The following is a 20,479-nucleotide window of genomic DNA, read 5'->3' as shown; positions in this document are numbered from 1 at the left end:
TGCTGGACCACTTCGCTGAAACTGCCCACCGAGAGAGGATTCGATGACTTACCAAGCTGCCGAAAACCGCTACGACTCCATTCCCTACCGCCGCGTGGGACGCAGCGGGCTGGTGCTGCCGGCGCTGTCCCTGGGCCTGTGGCACAACTTCGGCGACAGCACGCCGATCGACACCCAGCGCGCCCTGCTGCGCACCGCCTTCGACCTGGGCATCAACCACTTCGACCTGGCGAACAACTATGGCCCGCCCTACGGCAGCGCCGAGATCAACTTCGGGCGCCTGCTGCGCGAAGACTTCAAGCCGTATCGCGATGAGCTGATCATCTCCAGCAAGGCCGGCTGGGACATGTGGCCCGGCCCTTACGGCCAGGGCGGCGGCTCGCGCAAATACGTGCTCGCCAGCCTCGACCAGAGCCTGCAACGCCTGGGCCTGGACTATGTGGATATCTTCTATTCGCACCGCTTCGACCCGGACACCCCGCTGGAAGAAACCGCCGGCGCCCTGGCCACCGCCGTGCAACAGGGCAAGGCGCTGTATATCGGCATCTCGTCGTATTCCGGGGTGAAAACCCGCGAGATGGCGGCGTTGCTGCAAGAATGGAAAGTCCCGCTGCTGATTCACCAACCAGCCTACAACCTGCTCAATCGCTGGGTGGAAAAGGACCTGCTGGACACCGTCGACGAGCTGGGTACCGGGGTGATCGCCTTTACTCCGTTGGCCCAGGGCCTGCTGACCGACAAATACCTCAATGGCATCCCCAAGGATGCGCGGGTCAATCGTCCGGGCGGCGATTCGTTGCAGGCGTCGCACTTGTCCGAAACCAACATCGCCCATGTGCGGGCGTTGAATGAGATCGCCCAGCGTCGTGGCCAGAGTCTGGCGCAACTGGCGCTGGCCTGGACCTTGCGCGACCCACGGGTGACCTCGGCGCTGATCGGTGCGAGCCGGCCGGAGCAGATCATCGAGAACGTCGGGGCGCTGAAGAACCTGAGTTTCACCCAGGAAGAACTGGCCCAAATCGACCACTTCGCCCAGGAAGGCGGGATCAACCTGTGGGAGAAGCCCTCGACGGCGGAATAATCCCCGCCAGGAACCTGACCACCGGGAATTGCCGGATGGGGGATGGGCGGCTACTTTGATCGGGTTGCAGCATGGATCTTTTTGACCCGAGGGGGGCTCCAGGTACGGACGCCCATGGCCGGATTCGATGGCCACCCCATTACAAGGAAAGCACCTATGGCCCAGGAAAATCCGCCGGAAAAGCTCGATCCCCAGGACATTGTGAAACTGCTGGTGGCGTTGCATCGGGCAATGAAAAACGCCGACGCGGGTCGCGCGTCGGCGTTCAAACCTTGAAGGGCTTACTCGCGCATCAGAACGCCGGCAATACCGCGCCTTTGTACTTCTCGGCGATGAAGGCTTTCACTTCCGGGCTGGTCAGGGCCTTGGCCAGTTTCTGCACCGCGGCGTTGTCCTTGTTGTCCGGACGGGCCACCAGGAAGTTCACGTAAGGCGAATCGGCACCCTCGATCAACAGCGCGTCCTTGGCCGGGTTCAGGCCAGCTTCCAGCGCGTAGTTGGTGTTGATCAGGTCCAGGTCGACCTGGTCCAGAACCCGTGGCAGCAGGGCCGATTCCAGCTCCTTGAACTTCAGGTGCTTGTCGTTCTTGACGATGTCTTTCGGCGTCGACAACGCGTTGGTCGGGTCTTTCAGGGTGATCAGACCGGCTTTCTGCAGGAGCAGCAGCGCACGGCCGCTGTTGCTGCCTTCGTTCGGAATCGCCACGGTGGCGCCGTCTTTCAGCTCAGCCAGGCTTTTGACTTTCTTCGAGTAACCACCGAAAGGTTCGACGTGCACGCCGATCACGGTGACCAGGTTGGTGCCCTTGCCTTTATTGAAGCCATCCAGGTACGGCTTGGTCTGGAAATAGTTGGCGTCCAGGTGTTTCTCGGCCACCTGGGTGTTCGGCTGCACGTAGTCGGTGAAGACCTTGATCTCCAGGTCCACGCCTTCCTTGGCCAGGGTCGGCTTGATCAGCTCGAGGATCTCGGCGTGCGGGATCGGCGTCGCGGCCACCACCAGTTTCTCGCCGGCCTGGGCCAGGCTTGCGGTCAGCGCGGCCGCCAATGCGGTAAACAACAGAACCTTTTTCATGCAGTGTCCTTATCGAAAATCACGGTCGTCATCGACGACAGCCTTGAGAGGGAGGTGCCAGTAAAGTGATATCGCCGGCATGGAGCAGAAGATACCGATATTTTTTATTCCAGAACAATATCTTTTATTCATCTTCATATTCCATTTTGTTCATGTTCCCTGCCCTGCACGATCTCCTGTAGGAGCCAGCTTGCTGGCGATGGTCGTCAGCGATAACGCGGGGCATCAGACTGATTGCGGTGTGGCGACGTTCATCGCCAGCAAGCTGGCTCCTACAAAATTTGCTCAGTTGCCGGTTTGCTCCAGCAGGCGCTTGAGAGCCGCCAGTTCTTCGGCGGAGCTGCCGCCGATAAATTGCTCGATCAGGGCCAGCGGCGTCGGCAGGTTCAGATGCTCCGGCAGAATCTCGTCGCCGCTGCTGACCAGCAGCGCGAAGTGAATGACGTTCTCCAGCTCCCGGGTGTTGCCCGGCCAGGTATGCCGCTCCAGGGCACGCTGCGCGCTGTCGCTGATCAGCGGCACCGGCAGGCTCAGGCGCTGGCTGTAGATGCCGAGGAAATACTCGGCCAGGGACAGGATGTCGCCGACCCGCTCGCGCAACGCCGGCAACTCCAGCCGGCCTTCGCTGAGGTAGTGATACAGGCGCTCATGGAATTTCCCCACCGCCACCGCCTGGGCCAGATCGATGCTGGTGGCTGCCACCAGGCGCACATCCACCGGGCTGGGTTGCAAGGCGCCAACCCGGGTGACTTCGTGATTCTCCAGCGCGGCGAGCAATTTCACCTGGATCGGCAGCGGCAGGTCGCCAATCTCGTCCAGGTACAAGGTGCCGCCGTTGGCCGAGCCGAACCAGCCGGCGCGGCTGCTGGCCGAGCCGCTGTAGGCCCCCGCTGCATAACCGAACAGCTCGGCGTCGGCGTAGGTCGGGCTGATCGCGCCGCAGTTGACCGAAACGAACAGCCCGGTACGGTCACTGGCGCGGTGGATATGCCGGGCGAGCAATTCCTTGCCGGTCCCGGTTTCGCCACGGATCAATACCGGCAGCGCCTTGGGTGCCAGCGCTTCGAGTTCTTCACGCAGTTGCCGCGAACGCGGATCGACGAACACCAGCGCCTTGGCGCGAATGCTCAGCGGGCTCTTTTCCGAATCGGGAAAGGTCAGCAATGGCTGACCGAAGGTTTCATGCAGGCTCATGGCAGACTCCCGCCCCAGACCGCCAACCGGCGGGGGGCGTTCAAGCAAAGGAAAAAATTCAGGCGCGCCGCAGGGAATGCTGTTCCATCCGGGTTTGCAGGCGGTACAGGTAGGCAAAGCCCTGTTCCCAGCGCTGGTGGCCGGACTTCACATTGATATGCCCGGCGCCGCTGAGAATGCTGGCTTGCGCGCCCCAGTCGCGGGCCAGTTCCAGGGTTCGCGGGGCGCTGATGGCGGCGTCGTTGTCGGAGGCGACGATCTGGCTGGGGAACGGCAACAGGTCAGTCGGAATCGGTGCAAAATTACGCAAGGCGGGGGCGCAGGCGGGGCGCTCGACATCGGCCGGGGCCACCAGCAACGCACCCTGGACCTGGCGCAGCAGGTGCAGCGGCGCGGTTTGCGCCCAGTGGGCCACGGTGATGCAACCCAGGCTGTGGGCGATCAGGATCACCGGCGTGTCGTCCGCGGCAATGGCTTCGGCCAGGGCCGCCACCCAGTCTTCGCGGCGCGGCGTCAGCCAGTCGGCCTGTTCCACCCGCGCGCTGTTGGGCAGGCTGTTCTGCCAGTGGGTTTGCCAATGATCTTCTGGCGATCCTTGCCAGCCCGGCACGATCAGATAGCGAATCGACTCGTTGCGCATGGGGTACACCTCCTCCAGCGTTTGCGTTCCCGAGCGAGTATAGGGAGGAGATTTATATCCGTTAAGGAATAAGAAGCTATTTATTAAGACTAAAAATGAATATAAGGCCGATCACCGCCTTGTGCCGCGGGTCTTGATCTCGTCCTTGTTGAGATTGGAATGGAGATGCCAATCACCTGATGATGTGTTCCCTCTGTAAAGCAGAGGCTGTCGCCACATCGATAACAGTGCGGATAATCAAGAAACAAGGAAGGCGATCCGGATGACAGGAAGATGAAAAAATTAAACAGGAATAATGCACTTTCATGACTAGCAAGAACAACAAAACATACCACCAGAACTTCAAGCGAATGAGCGGAAGCGTCCACTCATTCGATTGTTGGCCTGGCAGTATGGTTGTGTTGCCTTTATTACTGTTTGACGAACTCGCCACCCAGACCGACGACTTGGCCGTCGAAGGTGGTGCGTGAGCCGCTGGCCCTCAGTTTCCCGTAGTTGTGGTCGGGGGAGAAGGCGGCGAAGGTGACATAGCCGTGACCATCATTGTAGCCGGTGAAGGCGATGATCGTAGGCTGGCCGGTGCTGTTCTGGAAGTGGTAGTGCCCGGTCACGTTGTAGTTCACACCGGCCTGGGTGAGCTGCCCACCGAAGGAGCCGTTCGAGTCGTTGCCGTCGGTCACGACCAGCTTGGCGTCCGAGTTGTAGCTTACATAAGTTCCATTGATGCTCGACATGATGCGTTCTCCTTATGCCGTTAATACACTCTTCCAATGAATGTGAGGTTCTCCTGAAACTCACGACTTCCAGAATGGTAGGACTTCAAAGTTCTGTCCAACTGCATCAACGGTTATTTCTCAATCGATTGGCTATATGAACCCCATCATTGTGAATAACTTGCCCGACGAAAAACTTACTTATAGGTAAACCTCGATTCGTGGGAGCCGGCTTGCTGGCGATGAGGCCCGTGAGCCTTGTATCGTCTGGTCGGCCACTATCGCCAGCAAGCCGGCTCCCACAAGTTTTGTATTGCCACCCTCAGCCTTGTGCAGTACTCACCTCTCGTGAGCTCTGCCGCTCCCGCCGGGCAAACCGGTTCGCCCGCCCGAACGTCCCGAAATCATTGAAGCGCACACCCATCTCGGCCATCACCCGATGCGCCACCGGCGCGCTCAGCTGGCGTATGTAGAACGGCTCCTTGACCACGAAATGATGGATCCCGTGGGTGCTGCCGAAGTTGCAGCAGAACGCCTGCAGCGGCCACAGCCACCAGGGATTGAGCACCTGGGTCTGCTGGATCACGTTGCCCGGCTCGATATCCCCGTAGTAGTGCATGTTCGAACTGATGAAATGCAGGCAGAACGTGCGCAGCACATTCGGCCCGATGATCACCACCACCGCGATGTCGATCACCTGCATCGCCGCCAGGGTATGGGCCGACCAGTCGATGGACGTGCCCAGCAGGCCGGCCACTCCGTTGGCCGCATGAAACCCGAGGAACAGGTACCACGTGCCCCAGTGCAGCAACGCCAGCGGTGCATAGACCTTGAGCGTGCGCTTGAGAATGTTGAACCTGTGCGCCCAGGTCCTGGCTCGCAGCATGCGGATCAGCGAGGACATCAGGTTGTCGCCGACCATCAGCAGGCGGGCCATCCCCCAGGGCTCGCCATTGGTAATGGCGCGCTCTTCCATATCCGCCTCGGTGCCGGAGACCTTGTGATGATTGAGGTGCAGATGGCGACGAATCCACGGGTTGATGGTGCTCGGCCGCGCCAGCCAGACCAGCGCCAACATCAGGTTGTGCGGCACCCTTTGTTTACGGAAATACATACTGTGGATCAGGTCGTGCTCCAGCTCGTGGGTCAGCGAGGCAAAAAAAGCATTCAGTAACAAACACGCCCACCCGGCCAGATAGCCACCCATATAAAGCGCCGCCGATCCGATCATGCCGGCCAGGGCAACGGCCAGGATGCCCGCCCCCAGGGCGTCCTGATGGTTCAGCAGCGGATAACGCCGCCGCAACTCGACGCCCCGGGCCATGACCCTTTCACGAATGAGCGCCGAACGTTGCTGCGCATTCAAGCGCTCGGGACTTGCGCAAACACCTTCCATGATCCCATCCTCTTGTTATTGATGTTCGTATCCTGCGCCGTTGCAGCATCAAAGGTCGTAGCCGCGAACGCCAACCCGTTGACCGGATACGCCAACATGCCCGAACCGACCTCTCTCTCCAGCTGGACCCGCGCCCTGCGCAAGCAGCTCGACGCCCTGGGTCTCGACAGCGCCGCCCTGTGCAGGGAAGCCGGGCTCGATCCGCAACTGATGGACGATCCCAACGCCCGCTACCCGCTGTCGGCCACCACGCGCCTGTGGCAACTGGCCGTCACCCACAGCGGCGATCCGGCCATCGGTTTGCGGGTCTCACGGTTTGTCAGTCCGACCACCTTTCACGCCCTCGGCTATGCGCTGGTGGCCAGCGGCAGCCTGCGGGAAGTGTTCGAACGGATCGTGCGCTATCACCAGGTGGTCAGCGATGCGCTGGAGCTGGAGCTCAGCCGCGAGGGCGAACGCTACCGTTTTCGCCTGCGGGTGCCCAAGGACAGCCCATCACCGGCCCCCGAAGCCATCGACGCCTTCGCCTCGATCTATGTGCGGACCTGCCGCAACCGCCTGGGCCGCGACTACGCGCCGCTGGCGGTGCATCTGCGACGCCCGGCGCCGGCCGATCCGACCCCCTGGCACACAGTGTTCCGCGCGCCGGTGTTCTTCGCAGCCGAGGAGGATCGGCTGGAGTTCGCCTGTGCGGATTTCGACAGCCACCTGGACGACGCCAACCCGGAACTGGCCGAGCACAACGAGGCGGTGCTCAACCGCACGCTCGCGCAATTGAAACCCCTGACCTGGGAGCGCCGGGTCCGCGAAGCCATCGAAGCGCAGCTGCCGGAAGGCGAGCCGTCGGCGGAGCGCATCGCCCAGGCGCTGCACCTGAGTCTGCGCAGCCTGCAGCGGCACCTCGCCGACGAGGGCGCGCGCTACGACACCCTGCTTAATGAATGCCGGGAAAACCTGGCGCTGCTGCACCTGCGCGACCCGCAATGTTCGCTGAGCGAAGTCAGCTATCTGCTGGGCTTTGCCGACACCAGCAGCTTCAGCCGGGCCTTCAAGCGCTGGACTGGAATCACCCCGGGGCAGTTCCGCGACGGGCTGCGTTGAGCCCGCTCGCCACAGAAATCTCGCTCAGCCTGGGCTAACGGGGCGACTCAGGCGCTGGCCGTAGCCCGCAGACGTTCCGGATCGAGGATCTCGATCCCGCCATAGTGGGTGCTCAGGATGCCCTGCTGCTGGAAGTCCTGGAGGATCTGGTTGATGCTCTGGCGCGACAGCGACAACATTGCCGCCAACTGCTCCTGGGACACCTCGAGCAACTGCCGCGAACGGTGCAGCTCGCCGTAGCCTTCGGCAATCAGTAACAGCCGGTGAGCCAGGCGCGCCGGGGCCGGCATCAGGCTCAACTGTTCCAGGCCGATAAAGGTCAGGCGCAGTTTCTGGCTCATCAGCAAGGCGAAATGCCGCCAGTATTCGGGGTGCTCGTCGAGCAGCTTGAGCAACACGTCCTGCGGCACCTGCAACAGGATGGTGTGCCCCACGGCATAGGCATCGTGGGTACGCGGCAGGCCATCGAACAGGGAAATCTCGCCGAACCAGTAAGGCAACTCCATCACCCCCAGCAACGCCTCCTTGCCCTTCTCGCTGACGGCTCCGACCCTGACCGAACCTTCCAGCACCGCATACAGCCCGCAAGGCGGATCACCGCGCTGGAACAGGCGCTGGCCAGGTGTCAGGCGACGGCCCTTGGCGGCGGCGAGCAGGCTATCCTGCAAATGAGCGGGCAGATGGTTGAACCAGTGTCCGGTCAGCAGGCGCGAGCGCCAGGCAGATACGTCCATGAAAACTCCGATTGTCGTGTAGCTGACAGAGTAAATATTTCACGCAGGGCATGATCCCATCACCCTACAGGAGGAATAACAATGAAAAACCTCGTCGAGCACCTCAGTCAATACGCGGCCTATCACCGTGACCCGCGCAATATCGCCAGCCACTTCATCGGGATTCCACTGATCGTGGTCGCCGTGGCGGTGTTGCTGTCACGCCCGCAATGGCCGGTGGCCGGGCTCGGGATCAGTCCCGCGGTGCTTTTGGCGGTGGCCTCGGCGGTGTTTTATCTGCGTCTGGAACGGGCCCTCGGGCTACTGATGACGGTGCTGCTCGGCCTATCCGTTTGGGCAGGCCAAATGCTCGCGGCGCAGAACACGCCAGTGTGGTTGGCGAGCGGAATCGGCCTGTTCGTGATCGGCTGGGCGATCCAGTTCGTCGGGCATTACTACGAAGGGCGCAAACCGGCATTTGTCGATGACCTCAGCGGGCTGATCATCGGGCCGTTGTTCGTGGTGGTGGAATTGTTGTTCCTGCTGGGGCTGCGTCAGGGCTTGAAACAGGCCATCGAGCAACGCTCAGGCCCGGTCACTTTGCGTGGCAAGAATATCTCGGTATGAAACAGCGGGAACCGGAGCGCTGAACACTCGCTCCGGTTCGGTCCATCAGTAGCGACCAGGCGCCACCCACTCCATCACTTGAGATCGCCGATCAGTACATCGGCAGCCTGGAACGACAGCGCGGCGATAGTCAGGCTCGGGTTGGAGGTACCGCTGCTAGGGAATACCCCATCTCCGACCAGGAACAGGTTGCTGTGATCCCAACTGCGCTGATCCTTGTTGACCACTGAGGTCCGCGGATCGCTTCCCATGCGATAGGTGCCCATCAAGTGCCCAGCCCCCTGAAAAACGTAGGGCTGGTCATCGTGGGTGAAATAACCGGTATCTGAGGGCTTCGGCTTGAGGTCGGTCAACTCGGTGGCCCCCAACAACTCGGTGATGATGTAGCTGGCGGCCTTACGCGCCTGTTTGAAGCCTTCCTTGGTGTACTTGGACAGGTCGTAGTGGATCTCGGGTCGCGGGATACCCAACCGGTCCTTGTAAACGGCCGAAGGAACGATATAACTGCTGGCCTGGTCAGGATCATCTTCCACTTGCTCCACCAGGAAGGCGATGCGGAACTGACGGATAAACCGGTCGTTGAGGGCCTTGATCAAGGTACTGCCATAGAGCGCCTGTGGCTCGCCAACCGTGCCCAGCAGTGGATTATTTGTGCCCAGCAGTGGATTGGTCTTGCTGTTATTCTGGCCATCGATCAGGTCGGCAACCGTGGTATAGGGATCACCGATCGGCCAGTTCAAGCCTTCATTGCCGATCTCTATCCGCCAGGCCGCGCGCTGGCTGCGGAACGGCCCATCGCGCAGGCTCTCGATGCCGGCGGTGGACACCGGTCCACGATAGGGAAACACCGATTTCCCCTCCGGCATCAGTCCCCAGGCGAGATAGATCGGATGGTCCGCCAGGCTGCGCCCCACCTGCCCACTGCTGTTGGCAACACCCTGGGGCCACTGGGCACAGGCGGAGTTGAGCAACAACTTGGGGGTTTCGATGGCATGCGCGGCGATGACATAACGTTTCGCGGTCGCCACGCCGGTCCCGGTGGGCGGGCCATCGCCGAGTTGATACTGGATGAACTCGATACCGCTGATGCTCTTGTCCGCCGCCACCGTCACCCGACTGGCCACGGTCTGGTAAAGAACCCGCACATTGCCGGTTTCAAGGGCCTTGTTCAGGGTCACCGTGGCATCGTACTTGGCCTGGATCGGACAGATCGGCGTGCAATTGGTATTGCCCGCGCACACCCGTCGGCCGGCATAAGGTTCGGAGTTGCGTCCGGCAGGGGTAGGACTTACCACCAGCGGCAAGCCGGCGAACGACTTGCCCTGTACCGCGTTCACAAAGCTGCCATCGACCAACGACAGGGGGATGCTGTGCATCGGGAACTCATAACCTTTGGGGAAGGTCATGCCCAGGTAGGCCTGATCGGCCACATTGGCCGATACGCCAATCTCCTCCTCGGCCCGGCAATAGGCACTCTGCAAATCGTCATAGCCAATCGGCCAGTCAACACCCACCCCGTAAAGGCTCTTCAGGCGAAAATCATTGGGCAGCATCCGCAGGCAGGTGCCCACCCAATGCCAGGTGGTGCCGCCACCGACACGTTCGTAGGTACTGGTGAAGGGTAACGGCCCCTTCTGCACCAGATAGCTGATATCCGGGTCTTTCCAGCCATTGATCAGGTCGGCGATGGTGGGTCGCGGCGCATTTTGCTCGCTGGGCTTAAGCTTCGGATGCTTGGCAGGCTCCAGGGTACTGGCCGGTGGATAAGGCGACTCAGGTGTTTTCAGGGTGGAGGTATAGAAACGCTCCATGTATCCGCTGCGATTGGCCGGCACCGACGGCCCCGCCTCCAACACCAGAACCTTCTTCCCGGCCAGCCCCAGTTGGTAGGCGATGATGCTGCCCGCAAGGCCCGCACCGACGATAACGACATCTGCCTGTTCAGTGCTCATGACCAGCCTCCTTGATTGCCACTGCCCGAAACGCCGGTGAACGCCGCCAGGCTTGGCGGTGTCTCGCTCCAATAACCGAAATGGAACTGGCTGTACCCCATCGGATGGGCTTGCGCGACCTTCCACGCCCAACTCTCCTGATAGGCCAGGTCAGAGACCACCCATTGCTGGCCCTGCTTGAAAACGCCAACATCATAGGGTTGGTACCAGACGCCCAACAGCCAGAGCTTCATGATCGCACGGGCCGCCTGGGCCGTTTGCGTCGGGGCCGGCTGCCCGAGCCTCATCAGGATCGCCACGGCGATCTGGTCGGGCGTCAGTTGATCGGCCACCATCGTCGCATACTGGCTGAGCAGCGCATTGAACACCTGCACGGTGACCTTGGGCCGGGTGTAGGCGAGAAACTTCGACGCCAGTTGGGTGGAGTCGATCGGCGGCGCCAGCCTGTCGGCGGCAATCCCCAGCAGCGCCGAGGACAAACCGACGAAATTTTCCAGATCAGTGCTCATGGCTTACTCCCTGTGCCCTTGGAGGATTGGGCACGCTCAAGCAAATAGGTGAAATCGGCAAAGGCCGTCCGTGGGTTCTGCGTGACGCGGGTGGTGGCGTTGTTATGGCATTCCATGCAACTGGACGATGTCTGCGGCACCGATCCCTGGATAAAGGTTTCCAGGGTGGTGTTGGCCAGGAAGGTCGGGGCCGGACTGCCCAACGGATTGGTCGGGGACGGCAACTCGCAATCGGTGGCGGGCTGGGTGGGCCACTGGGTGCTGATCAACTGGTAATTGGCCCAGACACTGTTGGCGTTCACCGTCCTCAGCAGCTTCTGATAGGAGGCGTTCAAGGTCTTGGTCGCGGCGGTCAATGGGATCACGCGCACTATTTGCGAAGGCGTGGCCTTGACCGCCGGGTTCCAGGGGCGCGCTGGCGGTTGATTGGCCGGCGTGCTGCTGGTCACGTTGTAGAACAGGTAAGGTCCTTTGCGCTGCTTCAGCGGTGTGGTCTTTTCCGGTGCGTTGTCGACATGCTCGAAGGTCGACCAGACCCACTGCGGCGCGCCGGCGGTCTTGTGCACGATATGCAGCCCCACCAGCCCCACGGGTTCGGCCTTGCAGGACTCCGCGACGATAGGCCCACGGGTCGGGTCGCTGTTGCCAGGCGTATAGACCAAGGCATCGACGGTATGAAAGCGTGAACGCTGGTCATTGCCACCCAGCACCTTCCAGGAAGCCTTGACCATGACCGCCCCGACTTGCTGGGTCTTGTTCGAACCGCAACTGAACGCCACATGGTTGTTCTGGTTTTTCGTGAGGTACGCCTGCTGCCCCTCGACGCTGTAGAGCCCCTTGCTGGTGATGTCGTTGAACATCGACTGGTTCACCACGATCTCGTTGCGGGTATAGACCCCATTCTGGTCCACCAACGGGCCACTCTGGAACGGCTGGATAAATTCATCCAGCACATCCGGAACCTTGCCCATCTGTTGCAACAGGCGTCCGGGCTTGAGGCCTTCGCAGGCCTTGGGGATGGCTGGCGCGGTGTTCCAGCCGGCGGGGGGCTGGCCCTTGGGCAGAAAGATCTGATAACTCTCGCGCCAGCTTTCCCAGACGGTGGCGCCGTCCTGCTTGCCAATCTGGGTGCCGGCCGCCGGATTACCGTTCGCCTGCGCCGGCCAGTTCAAGGCAATGAAGGTCTGCCAGGAGAGTTGATCGAAGTTCTGTTGCAGGCTATCCAGGCTGACGGGAGTAGTCACCGTGACATCGAAGGGAATTTGCGGCGACAACGTGGGGGCGGCGAAGGTCATCGAACTCGACAGCGCGCAAAACAATGCGCCACCAAGGACTCGACAGGGTCGATGGGCTTCCATTTTCATACGTGCATCTCCTTGGCATCAGGCTAACCAGGAGGCAAAACGCTGGCCCTTCATGGACTCTTTAGACTGCGCCCTCCTGGCACATCCAGCGTAGATAAGGATTAGAAATTACATAAGTTGTCCGTTAGATCGAAAGAGACTAAAAACAATAGCCAATCGCCATATCTACAGCAGTAGCCCTGCACAGCAACATGCCATATAGCGCCCTATGGAGGGAGGACGACAAGCCATCGAAATGTCGATGGCTCGCACGATCGTTTCAGAGAGACGCCAGCTTCTGCCAGACCTTGGGCTTGAAGAACAGGGTCTCGCCCCGCGCCAGACCGATCAGGCTGTCGTGATCCTTCACCACTTCGGCCTCGATCAGTTCGCTCTGGCCTTCGACTTTCAAGGTCACCCGCGTGGTGGCGCCCAACGGGCGGATATCGCGAACCTCGGCGGCATGGTGATCTGCCAGCTCATGACGCGACAGCGACACTTCATGGGGCCGGAACAGCACGTGATGATCGTCCCCCAGGTACAGGCGGTTGGAGTCACCGAGGAAGTGGTAGACGAAATCGCTGGCCGGGTTTTCATACACCTCGCCCGGTGAGCCGATCTGCTCGATCACGCCCTTGTTCATCACCACGATGCGGTCGGCGACTTCCATGGCCTCCTCCTGGTCGTGGGTGACGAACACCGAGGTCAGGTTGATGTCTTCGTGCAACCGCGCCAGCCAGCGCCGCAGCTCCTTGCGGACCTTGGCGTCCAGCGCGCCGAAGGGTTCGTCCAGCAGCAGCACCTTGGGTTCCACCGCCAGGGCCCGGGCCAGGGCGATCCGCTGGCGCTGGCCACCGGACAACTGCTCCGGGTAACGATCGGACAACCAGTCGAGCTGCACCATGTTCAGCAACTCATGGACCTTGGTCGCGATCTGGCTTTCGCTCGGACGCTGGTTCTTCGGCTTCATGCGCAGGCCGAAGGCGACGTTGTCGAACACCGTCATGTGGCGGAACAGCGCGTAGTGCTGGAACACGAAACCGACGTTGCGATCGCGCACGTCGTGGCCGGAAACGTCTTCGCCGTGGAACACGATGCGGCCGTCATCCGGGGTTTCCAACCCGGCGATGATCCGCAGCAAAGTGGTCTTGCCGCAACCGGACGGGCCGAGCAAGGCCACCAGCTCGCCGCTCTGGATATCCAGGTTGATGCTGTCCAGGGCCTTGAAGGCGTTGAAGTTCTTGCTGACATTACGGACTTCGATCGACATGACTTATTCCTCCGCGACGCTGGCGCGCAGGCGGTTGATACGGTTTTCGCTCCACTGCTTGAGCAGCAGGATGAAGAGCGCCAGGATCAGCAACAGGCTCGCCACGGCGAACGCGGCCACGTGGTTGTATTCGTTGTAGAGGATCTCGACGTGCAACGGCAGGGTGTTGGTCACCCCGCGAATGTGCCCGGAAACCACCGACACCGCGCCGAACTCGCCCATGGCCCGCGCGGTGCAGAGCACCACGCCGTAGATCAGGCCCCACTTGATGTTCGGCACGGTGACATACCAGAACATCTGCCAGCCGTTGGCGCCCAGCAGGCGCGCCGCCTCTTCTTCCTGGGTGCCCTGCTCCTGCATCAGCGGGATCAGTTCACGGGCGACGAAAGGCACGGTAACGAAGATGGTCGCCAGGACGATGCCCGGCAAGGCGAAGACGATCTGGATATCGTGGTCCGCCAGCCAGGGCCCGAAGATCCCCTGGGCGCCGAACATCAGCACGTAGACGAGACCGGCGATCACCGGCGACACCGAGAACGGCAGGTCGATCAGGGTCACCAGCATGCTCTTGCCGCGAAAGCTGTACTTGCTCACGCACCAGGCGGCGCTGACGCCGAACACCAGGTTCAGCGGCACCGAAATCAGCACGGCGATCACCGTCAGTTTCAGCGCCGACAGGGCATCCGGTTCGAAGATCGCCGTGAAGAACGCGCCGAGACCGAGCTTCAGGCCCTGGGACACCACGATCAACAGCGGCAGGAGTAAAAACAGCGCAAAGATCAGCCAGCCGAGGCCGATCAGGACCCGCCGCGAGGTGGCACTGCCACGCCGGGCAGCGTTGGCCGAGGAAGCGGCGCTAATGGACGATTGGGACATGTTCGCGCCTCCTTATGGGGTTTCGATACGCCGCTGCAACAAGTTGATCAGCAGCAACAGGACAAAGGAAACCACCAGCATCAGCACGCCGATGGAGGTCGCGCCGGTGTAGTCATACTGGTCGAGCTTGACCATGATCAGCAGCGGCAGGATCTCGGTCTTCATCGGCATGTTGCCGGCGATGAAGATCACCGAACCGTACTCGCCGACGCCACGGGCAAAGGCCAGGGCGAAACCGGTCAACCAGGCGGGCAACAAGGCCGGCACCAGGATATGGCGGAACACCTGCAGCGGCTTGGCGCCCAGGCAGGCGGCGGCTTCCTCGACTTCCCGGGGGATGTCGGCCAGCACCGGCTGCACGGTCCGCACCACGAACGGCAAGGTCACGAAGGTCAGCGCCAGGGTGATCCCCAGCGGGGTGTAGGCGATCTTGAAGCCCAGGTCGGCGGCGAACTGCCCGACCAGCCCGGTGGGCGTGTACAGCGCGGTCAGGGCGATACCGGCCACGGCGGTGGGCAGGGCGAACGGCAGGTCGATCATCGCATCGATGATCTTGCGCCCCGGGAAGCTGTAGCGCACCAGCACCCAGGCCAGCAGCGTGCCGATGATGCCGTTGATGATCGCCGCATACAGCGCGGTACCGAAGCTCAGTTGCAGTGCCGAGACCACGCGCGGGGCCGAGATGATCGCCCAGAACTGCTCCCAGGTGAGTTGGGCGGCGTGCACGAACATCGCCGCCAGGGGAATGAGCACAATCAGGCTGAGGTACACCAAGGTGTAGCCCAGCGTCAGCCCGAAGCCGGGTATGACGGGGGAGATACGACGCGACATAGAAGTCCTTGGTTAGCGGAACGGACATGCAAAACCCGCAAATGAATGCGGGCTCTCGTGGCCACTGTAGGAGCGAGCTTGCTCGCGAAGATCTCAAGGGCACCGCGTTCATCCAGAATATACGCGTTATCGTTGACGTTCTTCGCGAGCAAGCTCGCTCCTACTGGGCCTGGTAGATCTGGTCGAACACGCCACCGTCCTTGAAGAATTTCGGTTGCGCCGATTTCCAGCCGCCGAAGTTCTTGTCGATGGTCACCAGGTCCAGTTTCGGGAACTGCTTGGCGTACTGGGCGGCAACCTTCTCGTCACGCGGACGGTAGAAGTTCTTCGCCGCGATTTCCTGGCCGGCCGGACTGTACAGGTGCTTGAGGTAAGCCTCGGCGATTTCGCTGTTGCCCTTTTTCTCGGCATTCTTGTCGACCACGGCCACTGGCGGCTCGGCGAGGATCGACAGGGACGGCACAACGATATCGAACTTGTTGGCGCCGCCGTCTTCCTTCAAGGCCAGGAAAGCCTCGTTTTCCCAGGCCAGCAGCACGTCGCCCTGGCCGTTGTTGACGAAGGTGATGGTCGAGCCGCGAGCACCGGTGTCGAGGACCGGCACGTGCTTGAACAGCTCTTTCACGTATTCCTGGGCCTTGGCTTCGCTGCCGCCGGCCTTCAGGCCGTAGGCCCAGGCGGCGAGGAAGTTCCAGCGCGCGCCGCCGCTGGTTTTCGGGTTCGGAGTGATCACCGAGACGTCTTTCTTGATCAGGTCGCCCCAGTCCTTGATGCCCTTGGGGTTGCCCTTGCGCACCAGGAACACGATGGTCGAGGTGTAGGGCGTGCTGGCGTCCGGCAGGCGTTTTTGCCAGTCCTCGGGCAGGGTCTTGCCCAGCTTGGCGATTTCGTCGATGTCGCCGGCCAGGGCCAGGGTCACCACGTCGGCGCGCAGGCCGTCGATCACGGCGCGGCCTTGCTTGCCCGAACCGCCATGGGATTGCTGGATCTTCACGTTGTCGCCGGGGTGGGCCTGCTTCCAGAAGCTGGTGAATTCGGCGTTGTAGTCCTGGTACAGCTCACGGGTCGGGTCGTAGGACACGTTGAGCAGTTCGTAATCCTTGGCAACCGCGGAACCGGCAAACACGGCACTGGCGAGCGCGGCCAGGGCGTAACGGCGAATCGACGACATGGTGAAGCTCCCGAAAATTCTGGTGTATCGGCTTTTTTCTTATGGCGTTTCAGGCCCGCATTCGGGCGCGAACGCTCTGGTTCTGGCTGGGGGTCATGGATGACGCCCGCAGGTGACCCGTCGGGCCTCTGCTTGAACAGAGGAAGACGCAGGGGTCAGCTGGGTTTGCTGCCCGGGTTTTGCAGGCGGAATTTTTCCTTGCGTTCGATCTGGACCACTTGAGCGTTGTGCACCGTGATCTCGACGGCGCCGAAACGCAGATCGCGCAAGGCGCTCTGGATCTCACGCAGAATGGTTGCTTCGTCCTGGCCGTCAACGCTACGCAGAGATGCGCTCATGGTCGTGCTCCTGAAATGAGAGTGGCCCCGGCAGTGGGGCACTGCTTGTGGCGTGAGGCAATCTTAGACAGGCCATGTTATTCTTAAAAATACTATTTAAGAATTTTAATATAACCAAATTTTCGTTATGGGGAATGTGAAGGATGGCCGCCGCTGCGCGTCGGATCGCCGGCAAGCCGGCTCCTACAGGAGATCGTGTCGAACACGGGACTTGCGTATGGCACAAATCCCGTGTGGGAGCCGGCTTGTCGGGACGCCGCACCGTGGCGATAGCGTCCGGATAGGCGCCGCAAGGCTCAGATAGTCACGCAATCACCGGCGCACACTGCCAATCGAGCTTCTGCGCCGGCATCGGCCGCCCGAACCAGTAGCCCTGCCCCAGATCACAGGACTGATCGAGCAGGAACCGCGCCTGCTCGGCCTGTTCGATGCCCTCGGCCTGCACCTGCATGCCCATGCTTTGCGCCAGGGCGATGACCACCCGGACAATCGCCGCATCGTCTTCGTCCCACGGCAAGCCGGCGACGAAACCCTGGTCGATCTTGAGTTTCTGCACCGGCAACCGCTTGAGCCGCAACAGTGAGGAATAACCGGTGCCAAAATCGTCGATCGCCAGGCTCACGCCCAACTCGCGCAGGCGATGCAACTGCTCCAACGCCACCTCCGGATCGTCCATCACCGCGCTTTCGGTCACCTCCAGCTCAAGCAGCGCCGGGTCCAGGCCAGTGTCGTCCAGCACCTTCGCCACCTGCTGGTACAGCTCGCGACGGGCAAACAGGCGGCTGGAGACGTTCACCGCGATAAAGGACAACACCACCCCCTCCCGCAACCACTGGCACATCTGCCGGCAGGACTGCTCCATGACCCAGGCATCGATCTCGGCGATCAGCCCGGTGCGCTCGGCAATCGGAATGAACTCGCCAGGCGACACCAGCCCGCGCTGCGGATGCTCCCAACGGACCAGGGCCTCGACCCCGATCAGCCGGCTGCTGCCCAATTCATGCACCGGCTGGTAATACACCCGCAGCTCGTCCTGCTCCAGCGCCCGGCGCAACTCGCCGGCCATTTCCACCCGGTGCTGGGCGTGGGCGGTCAGTTCCTCGGTGTACAAGGCATAGCCTTCGCGACCCGCGCTCTTGGCCTTGAACAAGGCGGAGTCGGCATTGCGCAGCAGTTGCTCGGCATTCAGCGAGTCGCTGGGGAACAGGCTGATGCCGATACTGGCGCTGATGAACAATTGATGCCCGTCGAGCAGGAACGGTTCCTTCAAGCCCTCGATCACCCGCTGCGCCAGGGCTGCCGCCTGCACCACCTGTGGGCAGTTCTCCGCCAGCACGGCGAACTCGTCACCGCCCAGGCGGGCCAGGCTGATACCGCTGCCGAAGAGGTGTTGCAGGCGCTCGCCTACCGCCTTGAGCAATTGGTCGCCAATGTTGTGACCGAGGCTGTCGTTGATGATCTTGAAGTGATCCAGGTCGATCAGCAGCAAGGCGCAACCGCGCTTGTGCACCTGCGCCGAGGCCAACGCCTGGGTGGCGCGGTCGGTGAACAGCAGGCGATTGGGCAGGCCGGTCAGGGGGTCGTAGTTCGCCAGCTGCGCCAACTCGTGCTGCGAGTCCTTGATCGCGCTGATATCGGAAAACACCGCGACATACTGGCTGAGTTGCCCATGGTCGTCGCGGATCGCCCGGATCGTCTGCCATTGCGGGTAGATTTCGCCGCTCTTGCGCCGGTTCCAGATCTCGCCGCTCCACTCGCCCGTGGCCTCCAGCGCCTGATAGACCTTCTGGTAGAACTCCGCCGAATGCCGACCGGACTTGAACAGGTTCGGCCGCTCCCCCAGCACCTCGGCTTCCTGATAACCGGTAATGGCGACAAAGGCGCGGTTGACGTGGACGATCAAGCCCTCCTTGTCCGTGACCAGCACCCCCTCGCGGGTGCAATCGAACACCGCGGCGGCCTGGCGCAAACGCTCGCGATCCTCGGACCTGGGCTTCAACGCCTGGGCGGCATGGATGAAACCCTGGTAACGCGCATGGATCAGGAAGATCAGCACGGCACTGACGCTCACCCACAGGTAGCCGCGAACGATCTGCCAGTGCTCCAACTGCTCGGGGTCATCGAAAAAGCTGCTCAACAGCTGCTGGCTGACCTGGATCCAGAGGATCGACAACAGCAGGTACAACAGGCCCACCTTCAGAGCATTACGATTTGAAATCGACATAAACGGTACTAATTCCCTCTAGAAACGCCAAATTGCCCTACAAACTGGCCGGAATTATAGAGTAAGAAACATCCCGCCACTCTTATCTGAAACAGCGACTGGTTTTCTCTGTGGGCTCGGTGATAATGCACTCGCTGTTCTTTACTTTATCGAGGGCCATACAGCCTATGTGGTACAACGGTTTTCTTGACCTGTCAGCCTGGCAAGTGGTGGCGGTCACCCTGTTGATGACCCACGTGACCATTGTCGGCGTCACGGTCTATCTGCACCGCTATTCGGCCCATCGCTCCCTGGAGCTCAACGGCGGCCTGAAACATTTTTTCCGCTTCTGGCTGTGGCTGACCACGGCACAGAATACGCGCGAGTGGACGGCTATCCACCGTAAACATCACGCAAAATGTGAAACCGTCGACGACCCCCACAGCCCGGTGATCCTCGGCCTGTCCACCGTCCTGCGCACCGGCGCCGAGTTGTACCGGGCCGAGGCCGGCAACCCCGAGACCCTGCGCATCTACGGCAAGAACTGCCCGGACGACTGGCTCGAACGCAACCTCTACTCGCGTTACAAACTGCTCGGCGTCGCCCTCATGGCGGTGATCGATCTGCTGCTGTTCGGCGCCATCGGCATCACCGTCTGGGCCGTCCAGATGATGTGGATTCCGTTCTGGGCCGCCGGCGTGATCAACGGCCTGGGCCACGCGGTCGGCTATCGCAACTTCGAATGCCGTGACGCCGCCACCAACCTGCTGCCCTGGGGCATCCTGATCGGCGGCGAAGAGCTGCACAACAACCACCATACCTACCCCAATTCGGCCAAGCTGTCGGTCAAGAAGTGGGAGTTCGACCTGGGTTGGGCCTGGATCCAGGTCTTCAGCTTCCTGCGCCTGGCCAAGGTGCAACGCGTGGCGCCCATCGCCCACCGGGTCGAAGGCAAGGGCCACCTGGACATGGACACGGCCATGGCGATCCTCAACAACCGTTTCCAGATCATGGCCCAGTACCGCAAGCTGGTGATCGCGCCGCTGGTGAAACAGGAGCTGGCCAAGGTCGATCATTCGGTCCGCCATCAGTTCCATCGCGCCAAGCGCCTGCTGTCGCGGGAAACCAGCCTGCTCAGCGAGAAACACCAGGACCGCATCGAAACCATGTTGGCCCACAGCCAGGCACTCAAGGTAATTTACGAGAAACGCCTGGCCCTGCAACAGATCTGGGTCAAGACCAGCTCAAATGGCCACGACATGCTCGCCGCGATCAAGGATTGGGTCCACGAGGCCGAAGCCAGCGGCATCCAGTCGTTGCGCGACTTCGCCAACCAGCTGAAAACCTACTCGCTGCGTCCTACCGTCGCTTGATGCCGTTGATCGGCGCGCCCCTTCCAGGGCGTGCCGATCGGGAACTTAGCGGCCCCGCCCCTATCTCAAACTG

18 protein-coding genes and 1 pseudogene are annotated in these 20,479 nt (G+C 61.5%); 4 read left to right on the top strand and 15 right to left on the bottom strand.

Features of this window, described 5'->3' with window-relative positions; translation table 11 throughout:
* The first annotated feature begins 43 nt into the window (after nucleotides 1–43).
* Nucleotides 44–1,081 carry an L-glyceraldehyde 3-phosphate reductase gene (gene mgrA / locus UCMB321_RS28905; RefSeq protein WP_040071984.1) on the top strand — a complete coding sequence of 346 codons (1,038 nt, stop codon included), beginning with the start codon at nucleotides 44–46 and terminating at the stop codon, nucleotides 1,079–1,081.
* A gap of 292 nt (nucleotides 1,082–1,373) precedes the next feature.
* Here the strand turns inward: mgrA and UCMB321_RS28900 are convergent, their stop codons facing one another.
* The 5 genes from UCMB321_RS28900 to UCMB321_RS28880 all read right to left on the bottom strand — a co-directional run bounded on the left by UCMB321_RS28900 (nucleotide 1,374) and on the right by UCMB321_RS28880 (nucleotide 6,099).
* Nucleotides 1,374–2,156 (bottom strand): MetQ/NlpA family ABC transporter substrate-binding protein, encoded by a 783-nt coding sequence (locus UCMB321_RS28900; protein ID WP_040071983.1) that lies wholly within the window; start codon nucleotides 2,154–2,156, stop codon nucleotides 1,374–1,376.
* Between the two features lie 285 nt (nucleotides 2,157–2,441).
* A complete protein-coding gene (locus UCMB321_RS28895) occupies nucleotides 2,442–3,350 on the bottom strand; it encodes a sigma 54-interacting transcriptional regulator (RefSeq protein ID WP_040071982.1) in 909 nt (302 codons plus the stop codon).
* A 58-nt stretch (nucleotides 3,351–3,408) separates the two neighbouring features.
* The gene (locus UCMB321_RS28890) at nucleotides 3,409–3,990 is read right to left on the bottom strand and encodes an alpha/beta hydrolase (RefSeq protein WP_040071981.1); all 582 of its coding nucleotides are present in this window, start codon (nucleotides 3,988–3,990) and stop codon (nucleotides 3,409–3,411) included.
* A gap of 410 nt (nucleotides 3,991–4,400) precedes the next feature.
* Nucleotides 4,401–4,724, bottom strand: coding sequence for a hypothetical protein (locus tag UCMB321_RS28885; RefSeq protein WP_040071980.1), 324 nt, complete (start codon nucleotides 4,722–4,724; stop codon nucleotides 4,401–4,403).
* 301 nt (nucleotides 4,725–5,025) lie between these two features.
* Nucleotides 5,026–6,099: a fatty acid desaturase gene (locus tag UCMB321_RS28880; RefSeq protein ID WP_040071979.1), complete on the bottom strand. Its 1,074-nt coding sequence runs from the start codon at nucleotides 6,097–6,099 to the stop codon at nucleotides 5,026–5,028.
* A gap of 96 nt (nucleotides 6,100–6,195) precedes the next feature.
* On the opposite strand from UCMB321_RS28880, the gene UCMB321_RS28875 reads away from it, so the two are divergent.
* Entirely contained in the window at nucleotides 6,196–7,200 is a 1,005-nt protein-coding gene (locus UCMB321_RS28875) for an AraC family transcriptional regulator (RefSeq protein ID WP_040071978.1), read from the top strand.
* 47 nt (nucleotides 7,201–7,247) lie between these two features.
* On the opposite strand, the gene UCMB321_RS28870 is transcribed toward UCMB321_RS28875, so the two are convergent.
* Entirely contained in the window at nucleotides 7,248–7,934 is a 687-nt protein-coding gene (locus tag UCMB321_RS28870; protein ID WP_040071977.1) for a Crp/Fnr family transcriptional regulator, read from the bottom strand.
* An 81-nt stretch (nucleotides 7,935–8,015) separates the two neighbouring features.
* Here UCMB321_RS28870 and UCMB321_RS28865 point away from each other — a divergent pair, with 81 nt between their 5' ends.
* Nucleotides 8,016–8,540, top strand: a complete 525-nt coding sequence (locus UCMB321_RS28865) for an Mpo1 family 2-hydroxy fatty acid dioxygenase (RefSeq protein ID WP_040071976.1) — start codon at nucleotides 8,016–8,018, stop codon at nucleotides 8,538–8,540.
* A gap of 80 nt (nucleotides 8,541–8,620) precedes the next feature.
* On the opposite strand, the pseudogene UCMB321_RS28860 reads toward UCMB321_RS28865, so the two are convergent.
* The 9 genes and pseudogenes from UCMB321_RS28860 to dibA form a co-directional block, all read right to left on the bottom strand.
* Nucleotides 8,621–10,492, bottom strand: a pseudogene (locus UCMB321_RS28860) (GMC family oxidoreductase); the annotation flags it as partial.
* On the bottom strand, nucleotides 10,489–11,001 hold the full coding sequence (locus UCMB321_RS28855) for a sorbitol dehydrogenase (RefSeq protein ID WP_040071974.1): 513 nt from the start codon (nucleotides 10,999–11,001) through the stop codon (nucleotides 10,489–10,491). The pseudogene UCMB321_RS28860 and the gene UCMB321_RS28855, both read right to left, overlap by 4 nt.
* A complete protein-coding gene (locus tag UCMB321_RS28850; protein WP_040071973.1) occupies nucleotides 10,998–12,365 on the bottom strand; it encodes a hypothetical protein in 1,368 nt (455 codons plus the stop codon). Before UCMB321_RS28850 ends, UCMB321_RS28855 begins: the two co-directional genes overlap by 4 nt.
* 259 nt (nucleotides 12,366–12,624) lie before the next feature.
* Nucleotides 12,625–13,614, bottom strand: coding sequence for a sulfate/molybdate ABC transporter ATP-binding protein (locus UCMB321_RS28845; RefSeq protein WP_040071972.1), 990 nt, complete (start codon nucleotides 13,612–13,614; stop codon nucleotides 12,625–12,627).
* 3 nt (nucleotides 13,615–13,617) lie between these two features.
* Nucleotides 13,618–14,490, bottom strand: a complete 873-nt coding sequence (gene cysW, locus UCMB321_RS28840) for a sulfate ABC transporter permease subunit CysW (protein WP_040071971.1) — start codon at nucleotides 14,488–14,490, stop codon at nucleotides 13,618–13,620.
* 12 nt (nucleotides 14,491–14,502) lie between these two features.
* Nucleotides 14,503–15,321 (bottom strand): sulfate ABC transporter permease subunit CysT, encoded by an 819-nt coding sequence (gene cysT, locus UCMB321_RS28835; protein WP_040071970.1) that lies wholly within the window; start codon nucleotides 15,319–15,321, stop codon nucleotides 14,503–14,505.
* Between the two features lie 160 nt (nucleotides 15,322–15,481).
* Entirely contained in the window at nucleotides 15,482–16,492 is a 1,011-nt protein-coding gene (locus tag UCMB321_RS28830) for a sulfate ABC transporter substrate-binding protein (RefSeq protein ID WP_040071969.1), read from the bottom strand.
* 155 nt (nucleotides 16,493–16,647) lie between these two features.
* Nucleotides 16,648–16,830, bottom strand: a complete 183-nt coding sequence (oscA, locus tag UCMB321_RS28825; protein ID WP_040071968.1) for a sulfur starvation response protein OscA — start codon at nucleotides 16,828–16,830, stop codon at nucleotides 16,648–16,650.
* A 304-nt stretch (nucleotides 16,831–17,134) separates the two neighbouring features.
* Entirely contained in the window at nucleotides 17,135–19,054 is a 1,920-nt protein-coding gene (gene dibA / locus UCMB321_RS28820) for a phosphodiesterase DibA (RefSeq protein WP_040071967.1), read from the bottom strand.
* A gap of 167 nt (nucleotides 19,055–19,221) precedes the next feature.
* Between dibA and desA the strand changes: the two genes are divergently transcribed.
* Nucleotides 19,222–20,406 (top strand): delta-9 fatty acid desaturase DesA, encoded by a 1,185-nt coding sequence (desA, locus tag UCMB321_RS28815; RefSeq protein WP_040071966.1) that lies wholly within the window; start codon nucleotides 19,222–19,224, stop codon nucleotides 20,404–20,406.
* Nucleotides 20,407–20,479 lie beyond the last annotated feature (73 nt).

The sequence above is a fragment of the Pseudomonas batumici genome (assembly GCF_000820515.1).
GTDB classification, from domain to species: Bacteria; Pseudomonadota; Gammaproteobacteria; order Pseudomonadales; family Pseudomonadaceae; genus Aquipseudomonas; species Aquipseudomonas batumici.
Note: the sequence above shows the minus strand (reverse complement) of the source record. Positions and strands in the feature narration are given on the sequence as shown.

Coding starts and splice junctions, on each gene's coding strand:
- mgrA (WP_040071984.1), top strand. CDS start 44: ATGACTTACCAAGCTGCCGAAAACCGCTACGACTCCATTCCCTACCGC.
- UCMB321_RS28900 (WP_040071983.1), bottom strand. CDS start 2,156: ATGAAAAAGGTTCTGTTGTTTACCGCATTGGCGGCCGCGCTGACCGCA.
- UCMB321_RS28895 (WP_040071982.1), bottom strand. CDS start 3,350: ATGAGCCTGCATGAAACCTTCGGTCAGCCATTGCTGACCTTTCCCGAT.
- UCMB321_RS28890 (WP_040071981.1), bottom strand. CDS start 3,990: ATGCGCAACGAGTCGATTCGCTATCTGATCGTGCCGGGCTGGCAAGGA.
- UCMB321_RS28885 (WP_040071980.1), bottom strand. CDS start 4,724: ATGTCGAGCATCAATGGAACTTATGTAAGCTACAACTCGGACGCCAAG.
- UCMB321_RS28880 (WP_040071979.1), bottom strand. CDS start 6,099: ATGGAAGGTGTTTGCGCAAGTCCCGAGCGCTTGAATGCGCAGCAACGT.
- UCMB321_RS28875 (WP_040071978.1), top strand. CDS start 6,196: ATGCCCGAACCGACCTCTCTCTCCAGCTGGACCCGCGCCCTGCGCAAG.
- UCMB321_RS28870 (WP_040071977.1), bottom strand. CDS start 7,934: ATGGACGTATCTGCCTGGCGCTCGCGCCTGCTGACCGGACACTGGTTC.
- UCMB321_RS28865 (WP_040071976.1), top strand. CDS start 8,016: ATGAAAAACCTCGTCGAGCACCTCAGTCAATACGCGGCCTATCACCGT.
- UCMB321_RS28855 (WP_040071974.1), bottom strand. CDS start 11,001: ATGAGCACTGATCTGGAAAATTTCGTCGGTTTGTCCTCGGCGCTGCTG.
- UCMB321_RS28850 (WP_040071973.1), bottom strand. CDS start 12,365: ATGAAAATGGAAGCCCATCGACCCTGTCGAGTCCTTGGTGGCGCATTG.
- UCMB321_RS28845 (WP_040071972.1), bottom strand. CDS start 13,614: ATGTCGATCGAAGTCCGTAATGTCAGCAAGAACTTCAACGCCTTCAAG.
- cysW (WP_040071971.1), bottom strand. CDS start 14,490: ATGTCCCAATCGTCCATTAGCGCCGCTTCCTCGGCCAACGCTGCCCGG.
- cysT (WP_040071970.1), bottom strand. CDS start 15,321: ATGTCGCGTCGTATCTCCCCCGTCATACCCGGCTTCGGGCTGACGCTG.
- UCMB321_RS28830 (WP_040071969.1), bottom strand. CDS start 16,492: ATGTCGTCGATTCGCCGTTACGCCCTGGCCGCGCTCGCCAGTGCCGTG.
- oscA (WP_040071968.1), bottom strand. CDS start 16,830: ATGAGCGCATCTCTGCGTAGCGTTGACGGCCAGGACGAAGCAACCATT.
- dibA (WP_040071967.1), bottom strand. CDS start 19,054: ATGTCGATTTCAAATCGTAATGCTCTGAAGGTGGGCCTGTTGTACCTG.
- desA (WP_040071966.1), top strand. CDS start 19,222: ATGTGGTACAACGGTTTTCTTGACCTGTCAGCCTGGCAAGTGGTGGCG.